Source organism: Tropicimonas sp. TH_r6, assembly GCF_033101155.1.
In the GTDB taxonomy this organism is placed as follows: Bacteria; Pseudomonadota; Alphaproteobacteria; order Rhodobacterales; family Rhodobacteraceae; genus Tropicimonas.
On record NZ_JAWMPX010000017.1, the window covers coordinates 76,142 to 93,093 of the forward strand.

The window sequence follows — 16,952 nt, forward strand, 5'->3', positions numbered from 1 at the left end:
TTCTCTTTGTCTATCGCGTCAGCGGATACGGTTGGTCGTGGTCGGGTCGAAGAACACGGCCTTGGTCATGTTGAAGGAGATCGGCGCGAAAGCACCCAACTCGATACGGGCATCTGCGCGGAGCCGCGCGATGCATTCCTTTCCGCCCAGCGGCGTGAGCGCGAAGGTATCGGAGCCCGCCGGTTGGCTGACCTCGATAAAGCAGTCGCGCGTCTCGATCTGGGGCGAGGTGCGATCCGCGCCATCCGGGTCTGTCATCGCCTCGGGACGGATACCGAAGACGACAGGCTTGCCAACGAAGCTACGCATTTCGGTTGTGTCCGGCGCAGGCAGGGTGATCTTCGCGCCGCCATGGCTCTCGATCTCGATCTCCAGCGCGCCGTCGCGTTCGAGCAGCATACCGTCGATGAGGTTCATCGAAGGCGAGCCCATGAAATCGGCGACGAACATATTCGACGGATCGTTATAGATCTCGTCCGGCGTACCGGCCTGCTGCAGATACCCCGCTTCCAGCACCGCGATCTTGGTCGCCAGCGTCAGTGCCTCGATCTGGTCATGGGTGACATAGACGATGGTCGTGCCCATGCGGCTGTGCAACCGCTTGATCTCGGTGCGCATATCGACACGCAGCTTGGCGTCGAGATTGGAGAGCGGCTCGTCGAAGAGGAACACCTGCGGATGCCGGACCAGCGCACGGCCCATGGCGACGCGCTGGCGCTGACCACCGGAGAGTTGCGAGGGCTTGCGGTCGAGCAGGTCGCCGATCTGCAGGATGTCGGCCACTTCCTGGATCGCTTTTTCCTGTTCGACCTTGTCGACGCCCCGGATTTCCATGCCGAAGGAGATGTTCCCGCGCACGGTCATGTTCGGGTAGAGCGCGTAGCTCTGGAACACCATGGCGATGTCGCGCTTGGAGGGGTGCAGCCCTTCCACGTTTCGATCCCCGATCCGGATCTCGCCGGAGGTGGTTTTCTCCAACCCGGCGATACAGTTCAGCAATGTGGACTTGCCGCAGCCGGAGGGGCCGACGAGCACGAGAAAACCGCCATCCTCGATATCGAGGTCGATCCCCTTGAGCACGTCGACGGCGCCGAAGCTCTTGATAAGTTTGTCGATTGTCAGAGAGGCCATGGGCTTATCCCTTCACGGCGCCGGCCATCAGGCCACGCACGAAGTAGCGTCCGGAGACGATGTAGACGATGAGGGTGGGCAGGGCGGTCAGAATGGCACCGGCAAAGTGCACGTTATATTCCTTCACGCCCGTGGAGGAGTTCACCAGGTTGTTCAGCGCCACCGTGATGGGCGTTGAATCATAGCTGGAGAAGGATGCCCCGAAGAGGAAGTCGTTCCAGACATTGGTGAACTGCCAGATGATGGTGACGACGATGATCGGCCCCGAGGAGGGGATCAGGATCCGCCAGAAGACCTGGAAGAAACTTGCGCCGTCGATCTGGGCCGCGCGAACCAATTCGGTCGGGAAGGCGGCGTAGTAGTTGCGGAAGAAGAGCGTGGTGAAGCCGAGCCCGTAGACCGTGTGCACCATGATCAGCCCGCCCAGCGTACCCGCGAGCCCCAACATGCCGAGGATGCGCGCCATCGGGATGAGAACGATCTGGAAGGGGATGAAGCACGCCAGCAGCATCAGCCCGAAGATCAGGTTCACGCCCGGGAACTCCCATTTCGTCATCACGTAGCCATTGAGCGCGCCGAGGAAGGTCGACAGGAACACGGCGGGTACGACCATGATGATCGAGTTGAAGAAATAGGGCTTGAGGCCGGTGGCTTCGACACCGATCTGGGTTTGAGACCAGGCTTGGCGCCAGGGCTCGAAGGTGATGTCCTTCGGGGGGGCGAGCATGTCGCCACCGCGGATCTCGTCCAGCGTTTTCAGGGAGTTGGAGACCATGACCCAAAGCGGGAGCAGGTAGTAGATCACGAAGAAAATCAGCAGGGTGTAGATCAGGATGCGGGTCAGGCTGCCGGCGTTGATGGCATTGTCCTGGCTGGGGGCGCTCATTTGTTTTTCTCCCCGTGCCGAATTTCGCTGTAGAGATAGGGAACGACGATCGAGAAGACCATGATCAGCATGATGATCGCGGAAGAGGCGCCGACGCCCATCTGGTTGCGCGTGAAAGTGTAGGAATACATGAAGGTCGCGGGCACTTCCGTGGCCCGGCCCGGGCCGCCGCCGGTCATCGCCACGACGAGGTCGTAGGACTTGATGGCGAGGTGCGTGAGCACGACAAAGGCGGAGAGGAAGACCGGGCGCATCATCGGGATGATGATACGGCGGTAGATCAGGACACCGGAGGCGCCGTCCACCTGCGCGGCCTTGATAATTTCATTGTCGACGCCGCGAAGGCCGGCAAGGAACATCGCCATCACGTAGCCCGAGCTTTGCCAGACGGCTGCGATGACGATGGTGTAGATCGCCATTTCGCGATCCTTGATCCAGTTGAACTCGAAACTCTCCCAGCCCCATTGGTGCATGGTGTTTTCCAGCCCGATGCCAGGATCGAGGAACCACTTCCAGGCAACGCCGGTGACGATGAAGGAGATCGCCATCGGGTAGAGATAGACCGTGCGGATGAAGCCTTCGGAGCGGATCTGCTGGTCGAGCAAAATGGCGAGGAAAAGGCCGAGACAGGAACAAATAACGATATAGAGCGTGCCGAAAATCGCCAGGTTTGTCAGCGCGATAGACCAGTGTTTCAACCCGAAGAGCTTGGTGTAATTGGCCAGGCCGATGAAGTCGTTATTGGGCAACATCCGGGAGTTCGTCATCGATAGCCACCCGGTATAGAGGATGAAACCGTAGACGAAGATCAGAATGGCGACGAAGCTTGGCGCCAGCACGATCCGGGGAACCCATTCCTGTAGTCGATCTCTCATTGAGACAATCCGGCTCTAAAGGGCGTCTGGCAGGCCGATAAGGGCCTGCCAGACGGGTTGGGGCGCGCGCGAAGGGGAAGGACACGCGCGCCCACGAGGGAGGTTACTGCGCGGCCTCGACGGCGTTGGCGAGTTCCTCGGCGGCTTCCTCGGCGCCGAATTCACCGTTCAGATGCGCGGTGACGACGTCGAAGATCGCGGACTTGATGTTCGAGCTGGCGCCGTGGCCATGGGCCATCGAGCCTTGCAGCGTGCCATTGGCAGCGGCTTCGGCGAGATCGGCCATGCCTTTCTTGCCGCAAGCGTCAAACTCGGTATCGGCGATGTCGGTGCGCGCCGGCACAGAGCCCTTCACCAGGTTGAAGGCAACCTGGAAGTCCGGGTTCATGACGGCGGAGGCCATCATCTTCTGGGCTTCCTGCTGCTCGTCAGCCACGTCGAACATGGCGAACTGGTCGGAGTTGAACAGGACAGAACCCTGCGTGCCTGGGAAGCGGATGCAGACGAAATCTTCGCCCGGCACCTGATTGGCCTTCACGAACTCGCCCTTGGCCCAGTCGCCCATGGCTTGCATGCCGGCTTCGCCATTGATGACCATCGCGGAAGCGAGGTTCCAGTCGCGGCCCGAGAAGTTCTCATCGAAATAGCCGCGCAGCACTTCCATGCGCTTGAAGGCCTCGACCATCTTCTCGCCGCCGAGTGCTTCGGGATCCTGGTCGATGATGGCCGCCTTGTAGAAGTCGTCGCCAAGGCCGAGCACGACCGAATCGAAGACCGTGCCGTCCTGCCAGGCTTGCCCACCATGGGCCAGCGGGACGATGCCATTGGCCTTCATCGCGTCGAGAACCGCGACCAGCTCTTCCCAGGATTCGGGTGCCTTGCCACCAGCGGCGTCGAGCGCGTCCTTGTTGATCCACATCCAGTTGGTGGAGTGCACGTTCACCGGGGCGGCGATCCACTGACCATCCCACTTGGAGAATTCCTGCAGCGCCGGCGGCACCACGGCATCCCAACCTTCGGCCTCGGCCACGTCGGAGAGATCGCCCAGGAAGCCTTCAGCCGCCCAGTCCTTGATGTCGAAGCCGAGCATCTGCACGGCGGTCGGCGGGTTGCCGGAGGTCACGCGGGCGCGCAACACGGTCATGGCTTCCACGCCGGAGCCGCCAGCCACGGGCATGTCTTTCCAGGTAACGCCCTTGGATTCGAGATCCTCCTTGAGAACGTTCAGCGCCGCGGCCTCACCGCCAGCAGTCCACCAATGAAGCACCTCGACCTCGGCCGCGGATGCCGCCGAGGCGGCAAGCCCCAGGACCAGGGCCGATGCGGTAGCTTTCAGGGCAAGCTTGCGTTCCATGTTTTCCTCCCAATGAAACGTGCAGGTTTATTTGCGCCTTTTATAACGTTTTAAGCATCGCAAAATGTCAACACTGTTGGCGCGAACACGGTTTCATTTTTATTTTGTTGCTATAGGCTCCCCCGTCAGATGAAGCCACCAAACGAATATAAAACGATTGAAAGGCCTCTGGCGCTGACGTCCCGCCAGGATACGCCGATGAAAACGAGTAGCCGACCGACCCTCAAGACCGTCGCCGAGATTTCGGGCCTAGCCGTTGCAACCGTCTCTCGCGCGCTGGCCAATGACCCCAAGATCGCGGAGGCCACGCGAGCGCGTGTCGCGAAAGTTGCGGCCTCGGTCGGGTATGTGCCGGACCGCGCCGCGCGTCGGTTGCGCACCGGCAAGACCATGGTCGTCAACCTGATGCTGGATCCACATTTCGAGATCCTCGGTTTTGGTAATGCGTTGCTGGTCGGCCTGACCACGGCTCTGGAAGGGTCAGGCTACAATCTCGTGGTCACGCCGCATTTCACGGATGTCGATTCACTGACTCCCATCCAACATATCGTCACCAACCGGCAGGCGGATGGCGTGATCTTCACCCGGACCGCCCCGTTCGACGAGCGGGTGCGCTTCCTGCAGGAACGCGGCTTTCCGTTTGTGTGTCACGGGCGGACCGAGTTCACCGAGCCACATGCCTGGGTCGATTTCGACAATGAGGCCTTCGCCTACGCCGCCGCGATGCGCCTGATCGGCAAGGGGTGCCGACGGATCTGCGCGGTGCTGCCGCCCGAGAGCCTGACCTTTCGCCAACATCTGCGCTACGGCCTGATGCGCGCGGTGCGCGAAAGCGGCGTGGACTATCATATCCCGACAAGCATCACACTCGATTCCCCCATAGACGCCATCCATGACTGGGCCAGCCACATCGCCGGGACGCCCGACCGGCCTGATGGGTTCATCTGCCCCGGTGAGGCCTCCTACCTCGCCATCCGCAACGGTTATGGACATCATGGCTACAAGGTTGGGTGGGATTTTCACGCGGTGGCGAAGTCGATCTCCGGAATCCTGTCGCAGATCGATCCTGAAACGGACACGATCCACGAGGATGTCGAGGCCGCGGGACGGATCATGGCCCGGAGGATCGTTGCCATGCTGGCCAATCCGGAAGCCGGTCTCAGCCAGGACCTGCAGCCGATCGACCTGCGTTTTGCTGACTGACACACAGCGGCCATTCGACAAGGCCCACGCAATAGACTAGGTCCAGACAAGGCCAGTCAGGAAACGACCCTTGCCCCGCTCGAACGCCGTCTTCAAGGAAAGCTACAATCGCGCCCTCGCCCACCTGGAACAGGCCGGGCCCGGCGCGAATCTTCCGAGCGAAACAGGATTCGCCGAACGCTGGGGGATCTCGCGGACCACCGTCCGCGCTATCCTGGAACGGCTGCAATCCCAAGGATTGATCGAATGGGAGGGCCGGCACAAGAAGGTGCTGCGCCGCCCCGAGCGCGCGGAATACTTCTGCGAGGAAGAGACCCGGACCCCGGCGGAGAAGGTCGAGCAGCGCTTCATGGAACATGTCGTGGGCGGCGATCTCGCGCCTGGAACCGTGCTGCGCGAGAGCGAATTGGCGCGCGAATTTGGTGCCTCGCCCTCCGCAGTACGCGAATTCCTGATCCGCTTTTCCCGCTTTGGCCTGATCGAGAAACAGCCCAATCGTCACTGGATTCTGCGCGGTTTCACCCGCGATTTCGCCGTCGAACTGTTCAATGTCCGCGAGATGTTCGAGCTTCGCGCCTTCGAGGCCCTGCTGGCGGAACCGCCGGCGAGCCCCGCCCGGACGGAGTTCGTCGCGATGGCACCAGAGTTCCAGCGAATCCTCGACGACATCGAATCCGCCTATCTCGATTTTCCGCGGCTCGACGAGAGGTTTCACCATATCCCGCTGGACCTGCTCGGGAATCGCTTCATCGACGACTTTTTTCAGGTCGTCTCGATGATCTTCCATTTCCACTATCGTTGGAACAAGGCCGGAGAGATGGACCGAAATCGCGATGCTTGCCGCGAACATCTGGCGATCATTTCGGCTATTCGCGCAGGAGACACCGATCTGGCGCAGGCTCGCTTCCGGGAGCATCTGGCCTCGGCCCGGCGAACATTGCTGCTCTCGATCCAGTGGGACAACGCCCCCGACTAGCCCGTGTCACGCATCTCAATGCCGCGCGAGAATTTCCTTGATCTTCTGCACTTTCAACGGCTTGAAGACCGTTTCGACAACGTTCAGTCCCAGTCCCTTTCCGATCAGCTTCGCAGCCGTCGCGTTGGCCGCCATCCCACCGGTGATAACGTAGATCGGCACATTCGGAACCTGCTCGCGCATTTCGGATTCCATCAGCAACTCGGTCCCGTCCTTGCCCGGCATGTGAAGATCGACAAAAATCAGATCGGGGGTGGAGAGCGCCTTCAGCGATCCGATCATCTCGCGCGCATCCGGAAACTCCACGACAGTCCAGCCCTCGCGACCGGCTGCCATGGCGATATAGCTCCGGAAACCGGGTTCATCATCGACGATGAACAAGGTCTTTCCGTCCTGCCCGTTATCCATACACCTGCCACCTGTCCTTTCCCGGTCGGACGACACCGATCCGGAGCGCGGTCGCGCGGAGCTCATCTTGGCGTGTCCTGCGGGGCGCAACAAGCCCCGCTTCGAGACCGCCGGACCGCTGCGAGCGGCTTTTGCCGTTGCTGAACCCGAGGAATGTCGGTTGCCAAGCTGCCTTGATCACCAAATGGTAGGAGAACAAGGGCTATAGAACACCGGATATGGTTTCGCGAAGGCTGCGGACGGAGACGAAAAGAATGGTCGATTTGCCACAAGGGTTCTTCCGGCGCCGCGCTGTTGCCAGCCCGATTCCTGTCGGCGTCGGGGTCGGGCTGCTGGTCTTGATTGCGACCCTTTGGATTCTCTGGATCGTCGAGGACCTCCGCCTGCGAAACACGGCGAAAGAGACAGAGGTTCTCACCGCCTCGATCATTTCCAGGCTCGACACGCGGTTCCACCTCCAGCTTGGGGGGATCGAACATGCGGCCATCCATCTGTCGAGGGCGGGTCGATTCTCGCAGGAGCGAATCGAAAGTGAGCTCGCCCAACTGCATGACGTCTTCGAGGATTTCCAGGCGATCAACTGGGTCGATAACAGCGGCACGATCCGGATTGTCACACCGCTTGCCGGTAACGAGGCCGCACAAGGGCTCGTCCTCGCGGAAGTCCCCGGTCCGGACCGCCTGCTGGAAGAGGCCCGAGAAAAAGGGGCTCTCGTCGTCAGCGCGCCGCTTGAACTCGCACAGGGTGGCCTCGGATTCGTGACCTATTTCCCCATCACACGGGATACCGGCCCGGCAGGCTTCGTGAACGGCGTCTTCCGCTTTCATCCCATTCTGGACTCTGCCCTGGACGGCATTCTGGGAGCGGATTTCGTTGCGGAAGTCAGGGACCGCGACGGCGCCCTCCTGTATCGGAACGCGGATGAGATACCGACGAGAAGCGCGGTTTCGCTGACAATGCCAATCGGCGATCGACACTGGAATATCACCGTCGCGCCGAGCTCCGAGCGCATTGGCAGGGGCGCCATGTCGCTTTCGCTCATCGTAATTGTTTCCGGTCTCACGGTTTCCCTGGCAATGGGGTCGCTCGCCTATATGGCCAGCGCCCGCCTGGAGAAACTTCGACGAAGCGAGGAACGTCTCGCCTATGCGATGGAAGGCGCAAGCGAAGGTTTGTGGGATTGGGATCTGACCACTGGTAGGACCTTGTTCTCTCCGCGTTGGTTCGAAATGCTGGGCTATCAGCCTGACGAGATGCCACATACCCATGACACCTTCGCAGCACTCCTCCACCCGGAGGACCGCGATGCCACGCTGGACCGGCCCAGGGACCATGCGACGGGTGAGTCTCAAGCGCTGGAAAGCCAATTTCGAATGCAGCACAAGGACGGCCATTGGCGCCACATCCTGTCGAGGGCCTTTATCTTTCGACAGGGTGGCAAGGCGATCCGGATGGTCGGAACCCATGTCGATGTGACGGAGGCACACCAGCAACAGGAACTGCTGGCGGATACCGAGCGGTTGCTGCGGGACGGTATCGAGGCTCTTCCAGTCGGCTTCGCTTTTTTCGATGCGGAGGAGCGCATTGTCCTGTGGAACCGACGCTTTCCCGAACTCGTCGCAGAAGGGAGCCTGCCGATCACCGTCGGCGACAGCTTTGAGGCACTCGTCCGGGAAAGTGCACAGGACAGTGTGCTGCAAGTCGGGTTTGATACAACCGAGGACTATGTCGCCAGCCGGCTTCAGCAGGATCGGACAGGCGAACTCCGCTGGACCTATCGCAAATCCGATGGTCATTGGCTGACAGCCTATGAACGGTCGACCTCGGGTGGTGGCTTCATTTCCGTCATGCAGGACATCACGGAGCAGGAGAGCGCAGTCGCGGCCTTGCGTCAGAGCGAGGCGAAACACGCGGAAGCAGTGCGGATCGCGCGCCTTGGGCGGTGGAGCGCCGACAGGAACGGCAACCTGAAACTCTCCCCGGAAGTGTTTGAAATGGTCGACCTCGATCCGCAGGAGTTCGATGGCCGCATTACGAGTTTCTACCGGCTTGTCCATCCCGAAGACCAGGCACGTGTTCAGAGCGCCGCTCAGAAGTGCTGGGAGACCGGGGCGGAATATGACTGTGTCCACCGCGCCTTCACCCCGTCGGGGCAGGAAGTGACCTTGCGCGAAAGAGGCGAGGTGATGCGCGACAATGCGGGCGTGGTGCAATCGTTGCGGGGCACGGTTCAGGACATCACCGAACAGGCCCGGCTCGAGGCCCAGTTGCAACAAGCGCGCAAGATGGAAGCGATCGGCCAACTGACTGGTGGCCTGGCGCATGATTTCAACAATTTGCTGGCGATCATCCAGGGCAATGCCGAATTGCTGCTGGAGGATTTCCCCGACGCGGCACCTATGCTGAATTCGATTGTCGGTGCTTCGGAACGGGGCGCGGATCTCGCGCATCGATTGCTGACATTCGCCCGTGGGCAGAGGCTCTCGCCCGAACCCGTCGACATCGCGGAACTGGCGCGCAATGTGCACGCCTTGTCGAACCGGACCCTCGGCGACCAGATCACCTTGGATCTGCAACTTCCCCCGGACCTCTGGGTCGTGCTCGTCGATCCGGGCCAGGCGGAAAACGCCATCCTGAACCTGGCCTTGAACGCCCGAGACGCGATGCCGGACGGTGGCCGGTTGACCATCACCTGTTCCAATTTCAGCACCGATCTGGCGCAGGGGGAACAGATCGGCCTGGCTCCGGGTGACTATGTCCGCGTCTCGGTTCAAGACGAAGGTGGCGGCATGGAAGACGATGTTCGCCGCCGCGCCTTCGAACCTTTCTTCACCACGAAAGGCCATGGCAAGGGCTCTGGCCTCGGCCTCTCCATGGTCTATGGCTTCGCACGGCAATCAGGCGGCACCGTGGAAATCCAGACCAATCCCGAAAGTGGCACCAATGTCGTCCTCTACCTGCCTCGGACGCATGCAGCGCACAAGCACCTCGCGGAGCCATTGGCGGCGTCCACCGGCCCCGCCGGGGGCGAGACAATCCTGTTGATCGAGGATGAGCCGGATGTGCGCCAAATGGCAGACACAATGCTGCGCGGGGCCGGCTACAGAATCGTCTCGGCGCAAGATGCCAACACGGCCTTCACGCAGTTCGACGCCCATCCCGAGATCGTGGCGGTCCTCAGCGATGTCATGCTGCCCGGCCGCATGCTCGGCCCTGGCATTGTACGCTGTCTGCGCGAGGCGCGCCCGGATCTCGCCGTGGTCTTCATGTCCGGTTTCGTGGACAAGGCCGCCGAACTGTCCAATCCGGAAGACATGGAAGCGATCCTGCTTCGGAAACCCTTCCGAAAGGCCCAGCTGGTCGAGGCGCTCCAGACAGCCCTGCGCAATCATGGGAGGACGGCCTGACATCCTCGATGACGCCTGTGCCGTTCCGGATCAGAACCCGCGTCGGCGAGAGGCGGACACGATCGGATCCCAGATAGACCGAAGGGCGCGAGGGGTCGGGGCGGTATTGATGCCGACGAACTCCGCGTCCCGGCGCAGCGACGCCGCCTTGCGTGGACCGGTTTGCGCAAGATAGATGCGCGGGGTGATCGGGGCACATCCGAGGGCCTCGGCACGGGACGAAAACTGACGATAGGGCGCAATCAGGATTGTTCCCGGACGAGCGGTACTCGCTATTTTTTCCTCCAATTGCTGGAGTTTCTCGTCATTCGAGATCGGCCGGTAAAAATAGATCACGTCGAAGTGGTCGTAGGAGGCGAAGTCGAGCGCATTGCCCTCGATAAGCTCCGCCATACCTTCGCTGACAGTCTCGAACAGGCCCCGGGCCGCGCCCGCATAAGCCGGATCAATCTCCAGCCCGAAGGCCTGAGTGAAAAATTCCAGCGCGGAAACCACTTTCACTCCGCTGCCGCAACCGACATCGATAAATCGGGATTTCTCGGCCCGTCCTTGCGCCTTCAGAAGACGCCAGGCCGCGAGCGCAAGGGCGAGAAAATCGGATTGCGGCAGCGCGATATCGGGAAAGGAACCCTGCTGCTTGGCGCTCTCCGTCTGGGCATGCGGGTTCACCATCCGGCGCAGTCGGTCAAAGGCGCGGTCACCCGCCTCCGCCGCGGCTGTCACATTGGGCGGAACTCGCCGGGAGACAGGCTCCAGCGGAAGCCTTCGCGGCGGCAGCTGTTCGGAAATGAGTTGACGGATGCTGCTCCATTCATTCGCCGCGTTTCGAATCAGACCGAGTTTGGCGCTGAACGCAAGCCAGTCCGGAGGCGCGATACGGCGTGTCCCACCCGCTGCCTCGATCGGTTGGGCAAAGGCATGCAAGGCCTTGTCGAACTCCTGCAGACAGGGACGCAGAAGGTTGACGTGATGCGTGATGGCATTTTGCGCCGCAAAGACACGCGCCTTGTCAATCTTTCGGGGGTGCAGCAACTCTTCCGCAATCAGGTTGGCCTGGACGGAGATCGCCCCCACGATGCCCTGAACCTCGCCCTTCATGTCCTGCAACGTCGAGGCTTCACCCTGCATGCGCAACTCCTTGTTTTCAAGAATAAACGTGAAAATATGGAGGCCAGACTAGGCGTTGCCTGCCAATGCGTAAAGACCCGAGCCGGTCAATAGCCGCGCTGCCGGTCCACCACATGGTTCAGAGGCAGCCCCGCCACATCGCGCCGGATATTCTCGATGATCACCCACGAGGCCGTCTCGGCCCGGGTTTCGGAGGCGACATGCGGGCTGACTGTGACGGCGGGATGGGCCCAGAAGGGGTGCTCCGGCGGCAGCGGCTCGGTGCGGAAAACGTCGAGCGTTGCATGGGCGATATGACCGCTCTCCAATGCATCAAGCAAGGCCTCGTCATCGACAAGCTGACCACGGCCGGGGTTGATCAGCACCGCCCCCCTTGGCACCTGGTCGAGATGGGCGGCGTTGAGCAGGGTGTCGGTGCCCGGGGTCAGAGGCAGCAGCAGCACAAGAATGCTGGCGCGCGCCAGCGCCTGCTCCAACCCTTCGGGTCCGGACAGGCAAGTCACCCCCTCAACCGTTTTCGGCGAGCGGCTCCAGCCGGTCACCGGGAAATTCAGCGCCGCCAACGCCTGCGCGCATGCAGCCCCAAGCGCTCCAAGCCCCAACACCGTCACCGGCCGATTGCGGGCCAGCGGCGGAACCCTGGGCACCCACGCCCCGGACTGTTGCGCACGCATATGGTCCAGCCCGAGATGATGCCGCAGCACCTGCCCCAGCACCCATTCCACCATGCCTTCGGTCAGCCCGTTATCGACCATTCGCGTCAGCGGAACCCGCAGCGTCTCGTTGTCGACGATGTCCTCAACCCCGGCCCAGAGGCTCAGCACAGCCTTGAGCCGCGTATAAGGTGTGAAATCCAGAAGGCCGGAATTGGGCGCATAGATAATATAGTCGATTTCCTCAGCGGGCCCGAGATCCGGCGCCAGCCGCCCCTCCAGCCCGGCCTCGGCCATCCAGTGCCGCAGGTGCGGCTCATATTCGGTCCAGCGCTCGGACTTTGCGGCAAAGAGGATATTGAGACTCATACGGTTCCCCTTGGACGGTGGACATGAGCGGATTGGACAAGACCGAAAGCGGCCAGCAGCACCAGCATGGCCGAGCCGCCATAGCTCACCAACGGCAGCGGCACGCCCACGACCGGCGCCAGCCCCATCACCATGGACATGTTGACCGCGAAGAAGAGGAAGAAGGTCGCGGCGATGCCGATGGTCAGCAACGACGCGAAGCGGTCCTTGTTGGAAAAGGCCGAGGCGAGGCAGAACAGGATGATGAGCCCGTAGAGCGTCAGTAATGAGGCCGCGCCGATGAAGCCGAATTCCTCCGCCAGCGTGGTGAAGATGAAGTCGGTGTGTTTTTCGGGAAGGAAATTCAACCGCGACTGCGTACCCTGCATGAAGCCGCGCCCGGTCCAGCCCCCGGAGCCAAGGGCGATCTTGGACTGTGTGATGTGATATCCGGCGCCGAGCGGGTCGGATTCCGGATCGAGGAAAGTGTCGATCCGCCGATACTGGTAGTCCTTCAGGAGCTGCCACGGGGTCCCGCGCGATTGCAGCACAGCGGCAACGAGGCCGACGCCCCCGCCGATCACCGCGCCGAAATAGGCCCAATGCACGCCGGCTGCGAACATCACGATGCCGCCCCCGGCGACCAGCAGGATCGCCGTGCCGAGATCAGGCTGGCCCAGCACGAGGAAGGTCGGCAGCAAGATGATCAGAACGGGCAGGATGACCCAGAAGATATGGCTGACCTTGCGGATATCGAGCCAGTCGTAATAGGCGGCGAGGAACATCACCAACGTGATCTTGGTCAGCTCGGAAGGTTGCAACCGCATGAAACCGAGATCGATCCAGCGCTGCGCCCCCATTCCGGTTGCACCGATGAATTCCACCGCCACGAGCAGCAGCAACGACACCAGATAGGCCAGCGCCGCGATATTGCGCCAGAAATAGACCGGCACCATGGCGACAAGAAACATCACCCCCATCCCCATGGCGAAGCGCTTCATCTGCGGCTCGGCCCATGGAGTCATGGAGCCGCCGGCCACGGAATAGAGCATCAGGAAGCCGAAGGCAGAGACTGCCGTTAACAGCAGGATCAACGCCCAATTGAGGTGAAACACCTTGGACAAGCCGGTCGGGACGGTCTGGACGCGATATTCGAGATATGACATGGCGCGCGCTTTCTAGGCCCGATCACGGCCGCTTGGCTCGCCGTCTTCGCGGCGCAGCGGCATGGACTCGAATTTCTTTGCAACCTTGTCGCGCTCGCCGGTCGGGTAGATCTCCAGGGGCGGCAGCTCACCATGCAATGCGCGGGCCACGATGTCCCGGGCGACCGGGGCCGCCGCCTTGGACCCGCCGCCGCCATGCTCGACCACGACCGAGACCGCAATGCGGGGCTTGTCGTACGGCGCGAAGCAGACAAAGAGCGCGTGGTCGCGCTGCTCCCAGGGCACATCCGCATTGTTGACCACGACGGAACGGACCTGGCTCGTCCCGGTCTTTCCGGCGAACTCCATCTCCTCAGGCAGCAGCCGTGAGCGATAGGCCGTGCCGCGCCGGGAATTGACCACCGAATACATCGCCTTGCGGACCTGCCGCAGAGTGGTTGGCGAGATCCCGAGCGGGCCGTCATTCAGGATCGGCTGTTCGACGGAATCGATGGACTTGACCAGCCGTGGCCGGATCCCCTCCCCGGTCGCAATCCGCGCCGCCATCACCGAGAGCTGTAGCGGCGACGCCAACACATAGCCCTGCCCGATCGACGCATTGAGACTGTCGCCCACCATCCAGCTTTCCTGCTTGCGCGCTTCCTTCCAGGCCTTGGTCGGGGCCAACCCGCCAGCGACGGCAGACATCGGAAGCTCGTGCTTGATCCCGATCCCGAGTTTCTTGGCCATGGCCGAGATCCTCTCGATGCCGACCCGCTCCGCCAACTCGTAATAATAGACGTCACAGGAGCGCATCAAACTGTCATGAAGGTCAACCCATCCATGCCCGCCCCGCTTCCAGCAATGGAAGCGTCGGGTGCCGAGTTGCTTGTAGCCGCCGCAATAGATCGTCTCGCCAGCTGTCACCACCCCGGCTTCATGCGCTGCGAGCGCAGTCACCATCTTGAATGTGGAGCCCGGCGGGTAGGTGCCCTGGACCGACTTGTCGGCCAGCGGCCGGTGATCGTCCTCCGTCAGCGTACGGTAATCCTTCACGGAAATGCCACGCACGAAGAGGTTCGGATCGAAGGATGGCGCTGAGCCGATGGCAAGCACATCGCCCGTCGTCACGTCCATCACCACGGCGGCCGCACTCTCGCCGACCAGCCGTGCATTGACGAAATTCTGCAGCCCATTGTCGACGGTGAGCTGGATGTCAGCGCCCTTCTGGCCCTCAAGCCGAGACAGCTCGCGCATGACGCGGCCGCCGGCATTGACCTCGATCCGCTTGGTACCGGCCGAGCCACGCAGAAGATCTTCGCGCTTGGCTTCCAGCCCGACCTTGCCAATCTGGAATTTCGGGATCTGCAACAGTGGGTCCGGGTTTTCCAGCTTGGAGAGATCGTAATCGGAGACCGGGCCGACATAGCCGACAACATGAGCGAAATCACCCGTCAGCGGGTAATGTCGCGTCAGACCGACCTCCGGCGTCACGCCAGGAAGGGCCGGAGCATTGACCGCGACCTCCGAGACATCCTCCCAGGAGAGCTGATCTGCGATGGTGACCGGCACAAAGGGCGAGCGGCGCCGCACCTCGCGCAGGGCGCGCTCGACATCGTCATCGGAGAGCGGCACCAGCGCGCGCAGCTTGGCGAAGGTCTCGTCCAGATCGCCGGCATCTTCGCGGACGATGACAATGCGGTAATTCTGGACATTCTCGGCGATCGGCTGGCCGTTGCGGTCGAAGATCAGCCCGCGGGCCGGGGCAATCAGGCGGATATTGATCCGGTTCTCCTCGGCCAGCAGCCGGAACTCCTCGGCCTGGTCGACCTGCATGTAGCGCATCCGCGCCCCGAGCACGCCCATGAAGGCCAGCATCGAGCTGCCCAGCAGCAGCCCGCGCCGGGTGATCCGGCGGGCGCTCTCCTCGGTATCTTTCGGCGGACGTCTCACAGGCGTCTCCCCAATGCATCGGCTTCATTCGGTGCGGCGGCGCGCACTCCGAAGCCATAATGCGACAGGACGACCACGAAAGGATAGGCCGCCGCCGTGAAAAGTGATCGCAGCAACGCAAGCCCCAGCGGTGGCCTGTCAACCACAACGATGCCGAGTGCGATCTGTTCCAGCGCCACCATCCCGGCCATCACCGCACTCACCAGCGCCCATTCGAAGGGGAAAGGCATGGCGCGTGACATGTCCCGACGCGAGCGCAGCATCTCCGTGGCACCGATCATCAGCGCCGCCCCGAGCCCCGGCGGGCGTTGCAGAAGCAGGTCGAGAAAGAGAAAAAGCACGGCGAGCAGCGGCACGGGCACGTAGGACGGGCGCCGCAGGACCCAGGCGAATGTCAGCGCGACGGTAAGATCCGCGCCCGGCAACCCGCCGGCCTGCCCGCCCAGCGGAAGCATCTGGAAGAAGGCAAGAAGCAGGATCAGAGCAGAAAAGAGCAGCCGGTAGCCCCAGGTGCGGGCCGTGATCGGATCAATCATTTCCCGGCTCCGGCGCCTCGCTGGCTTCGGCTGTTTCGTCGGGGACCGGTTCGGGCGTCGGTTGTGGCGGCACAACCAGCCCACCTGGATCGGTGATCACCTCGCCTTTATGGCTGCGCAGCACGCGGAGGAATTCCAGCCGCTCGTAATCGGCAGCCAGCCAGACGCGGAAGCGTCCGTCCGGCCCGAGCGCAAGTTGCCCGACAAGCATGCCGGAAGGAAAGACGCCGCCATCCCCGGAACTGACCACACGGTCACCCGGCTTGATCGCATCCAGGTCCTCGATGAAGTCGAGGGCCGGCGCGGCGGTGTTGTCACCCGCGAGAATCGCGCGTTGACCGGAGGGCAGGATCGTTACCGGCATGCGGCTGGCTGCATCGGTCAGGAGGAGCACGCGGGAGGTGGTCTTGCCCACGCCGGCGATTCTCCCGACCAGCCCCAGCCCGTCCATCGTCGCCCAGCCATCCTTGACCCCGTCATGCTCCCCGACATTGAGCAGAACCGATTGGCGGAAGGGTGAGCCGGAATCGGCCACAACCACGCCGGAGACGGAGGTCAGCTTGGGGTCAAGCCGGACACTATTGAGCGCCAGAAGCTTGGCGTTCTGCTGCTCGAGCTGCACAGCCGCTTCTTTCCACGCCTTCATCTGTTGCAACTCGCGGCGCAGGTCCTGGTTCTGCTGGTAGATCCGCTGGTAGGATTGGAAATCCTCGAGCATGCCGGCGAAATGCGCCAGCGGAACCGAGGCCCACTCAAAGCTGGGTACAACCGTGTCAACGAGATTGGCTCGGAAACGTTCAACCCGCGGGGAATCAATCCGCCAGATCAGGAAGATCGCGAGGCAGAACAGCACCAGCCCACCGACGAAAATCCGGCGAACGGGGCGGACATAATCGATATCCGAATGGTTGCGGTTCTGTGCCAAGCGGCCGCGCTCCCGTCAGACGGC

The 16,952-nt window shown here is 62.1% G+C and carries 14 protein-coding genes; 3 read left to right on the top strand and 11 right to left on the bottom strand.

What is annotated here, in order from left to right; translation table 11 throughout:
- Nucleotides 1-18: 18 nt before the first annotated feature.
- The 4 genes from R3X27_RS16270 to R3X27_RS16285 form a co-directional block, all read right to left on the bottom strand.
- Nucleotides 19-1,131: a sn-glycerol-3-phosphate ABC transporter ATP-binding protein UgpC gene (locus R3X27_RS16270; RefSeq protein ID WP_317709933.1), complete on the bottom strand. Its 1,113-nt coding sequence runs from the start codon at nucleotides 1,129-1,131 to the stop codon at nucleotides 19-21.
- Nucleotides 1,132-1,135: 4 nt separating this feature from the next.
- Complete coding sequence (locus tag R3X27_RS16275) at nucleotides 1,136-2,017, bottom strand: carbohydrate ABC transporter permease (RefSeq protein WP_317709934.1); 882 nt, start codon at nucleotides 2,015-2,017, stop codon at nucleotides 1,136-1,138.
- Nucleotides 2,014-2,892, bottom strand: coding sequence for a sugar ABC transporter permease (locus R3X27_RS16280; protein ID WP_317709935.1), 879 nt, complete (start codon nucleotides 2,890-2,892; stop codon nucleotides 2,014-2,016). The genes R3X27_RS16275 and R3X27_RS16280 overlap by 4 nt, the downstream gene beginning before the upstream one ends.
- A 103-nt stretch (nucleotides 2,893-2,995) precedes the next feature.
- Nucleotides 2,996-4,246: an ABC transporter substrate-binding protein gene (locus R3X27_RS16285; RefSeq protein WP_317709936.1), complete on the bottom strand. Its 1,251-nt coding sequence runs from the start codon at nucleotides 4,244-4,246 to the stop codon at nucleotides 2,996-2,998.
- A gap of 198 nt (nucleotides 4,247-4,444) precedes the next feature.
- Here R3X27_RS16285 and R3X27_RS16290 point away from each other — a divergent pair, with 198 nt between their 5' ends.
- Complete coding sequence (locus R3X27_RS16290; protein ID WP_317709937.1) at nucleotides 4,445-5,449, top strand: LacI family DNA-binding transcriptional regulator; 1,005 nt, start codon at nucleotides 4,445-4,447, stop codon at nucleotides 5,447-5,449.
- Nucleotides 5,450-5,519: 70 nt separating this feature from the next.
- Nucleotides 5,520-6,425, top strand: a complete 906-nt coding sequence (locus R3X27_RS16295) for a GntR family transcriptional regulator (RefSeq protein WP_317709938.1) — start codon at nucleotides 5,520-5,522, stop codon at nucleotides 6,423-6,425.
- A gap of 15 nt (nucleotides 6,426-6,440) precedes the next feature.
- On the opposite strand, the gene R3X27_RS16300 is transcribed toward R3X27_RS16295, so the two are convergent.
- Entirely contained in the window at nucleotides 6,441-6,833 is a 393-nt protein-coding gene (locus R3X27_RS16300; protein WP_317709939.1) for a response regulator, read from the bottom strand.
- A 254-nt stretch (nucleotides 6,834-7,087) separates the two neighbouring features.
- On the opposite strand from R3X27_RS16300, the gene R3X27_RS16305 reads away from it, so the two are divergent.
- Nucleotides 7,088-10,240: a PAS domain-containing protein gene (locus R3X27_RS16305; RefSeq protein ID WP_317709940.1), complete on the top strand. Its 3,153-nt coding sequence runs from the start codon at nucleotides 7,088-7,090 to the stop codon at nucleotides 10,238-10,240.
- Nucleotides 10,241-10,270: 30 nt separating this feature from the next.
- Here the strand turns inward: R3X27_RS16305 and R3X27_RS16310 are convergent, their stop codons facing one another.
- The 6 genes from R3X27_RS16310 to mreC form a co-directional block, all read right to left on the bottom strand.
- A complete protein-coding gene (locus R3X27_RS16310) occupies nucleotides 10,271-11,368 on the bottom strand; it encodes a class I SAM-dependent methyltransferase (RefSeq protein ID WP_317709941.1) in 1,098 nt (365 codons plus the stop codon).
- Between the two features lie 86 nt (nucleotides 11,369-11,454).
- Nucleotides 11,455-12,390, bottom strand: a complete 936-nt coding sequence (locus tag R3X27_RS16315; protein WP_317709942.1) for a glyoxylate/hydroxypyruvate reductase A — start codon at nucleotides 12,388-12,390, stop codon at nucleotides 11,455-11,457.
- Nucleotides 12,387-13,535 (bottom strand): rod shape-determining protein RodA, encoded by a 1,149-nt coding sequence (gene rodA, locus R3X27_RS16320; RefSeq protein ID WP_317709943.1) that lies wholly within the window; start codon nucleotides 13,533-13,535, stop codon nucleotides 12,387-12,389. Before rodA ends, R3X27_RS16315 begins: the two co-directional genes overlap by 4 nt.
- 12 nt (nucleotides 13,536-13,547) lie before the next feature.
- The gene (gene mrdA / locus R3X27_RS16325) at nucleotides 13,548-15,467 is read right to left on the bottom strand and encodes a penicillin-binding protein 2 (protein ID WP_317709944.1); all 1,920 of its coding nucleotides are present in this window, start codon (nucleotides 15,465-15,467) and stop codon (nucleotides 13,548-13,550) included.
- Entirely contained in the window at nucleotides 15,464-16,003 is a 540-nt protein-coding gene (locus R3X27_RS16330) for a rod shape-determining protein MreD (RefSeq protein WP_317709945.1), read from the bottom strand. Before R3X27_RS16330 ends, mrdA begins: the two co-directional genes overlap by 4 nt.
- On the bottom strand, nucleotides 15,996-16,928 hold the full coding sequence (gene mreC / locus R3X27_RS16335; RefSeq protein ID WP_317709946.1) for a rod shape-determining protein MreC: 933 nt from the start codon (nucleotides 16,926-16,928) through the stop codon (nucleotides 15,996-15,998). The genes R3X27_RS16330 and mreC overlap by 8 nt, the downstream gene beginning before the upstream one ends.
- Nucleotides 16,929-16,952 lie beyond the last annotated feature (24 nt).

What these genes read in the sequence shown, in the direction of transcription:
- rodA (WP_317709943.1), bottom strand. Translation starts at nt 13,535, where the DNA reads ATGTCATATCTCGAATATCGCGTCCAGACCGTCCCGACCGGCTTGTCC.
- R3X27_RS16315 (WP_317709942.1), bottom strand. Translation starts at nt 12,390, where the DNA reads ATGAGTCTCAATATCCTCTTTGCCGCAAAGTCCGAGCGCTGGACCGAA.
- R3X27_RS16330 (WP_317709945.1), bottom strand. Translation starts at nt 16,003, where the DNA reads ATGATTGATCCGATCACGGCCCGCACCTGGGGCTACCGGCTGCTCTTT.
- R3X27_RS16310 (WP_317709941.1), bottom strand. Translation starts at nt 11,368, where the DNA reads ATGCAGGGTGAAGCCTCGACGTTGCAGGACATGAAGGGCGAGGTTCAG.
- R3X27_RS16285 (WP_317709936.1), bottom strand. Translation starts at nt 4,246, where the DNA reads ATGGAACGCAAGCTTGCCCTGAAAGCTACCGCATCGGCCCTGGTCCTG.
- R3X27_RS16280 (WP_317709935.1), bottom strand. Translation starts at nt 2,892, where the DNA reads ATGAGAGATCGACTACAGGAATGGGTTCCCCGGATCGTGCTGGCGCCA.
- R3X27_RS16300 (WP_317709939.1), bottom strand. Translation starts at nt 6,833, where the DNA reads ATGGATAACGGGCAGGACGGAAAGACCTTGTTCATCGTCGATGATGAA.
- R3X27_RS16270 (WP_317709933.1), bottom strand. Translation starts at nt 1,131, where the DNA reads ATGGCCTCTCTGACAATCGACAAACTTATCAAGAGCTTCGGCGCCGTC.
- R3X27_RS16305 (WP_317709940.1), top strand. Translation starts at nt 7,088, where the DNA reads ATGGTCGATTTGCCACAAGGGTTCTTCCGGCGCCGCGCTGTTGCCAGC.
- R3X27_RS16275 (WP_317709934.1), bottom strand. Translation starts at nt 2,017, where the DNA reads ATGAGCGCCCCCAGCCAGGACAATGCCATCAACGCCGGCAGCCTGACC.
- R3X27_RS16290 (WP_317709937.1), top strand. Translation starts at nt 4,445, where the DNA reads ATGAAAACGAGTAGCCGACCGACCCTCAAGACCGTCGCCGAGATTTCG.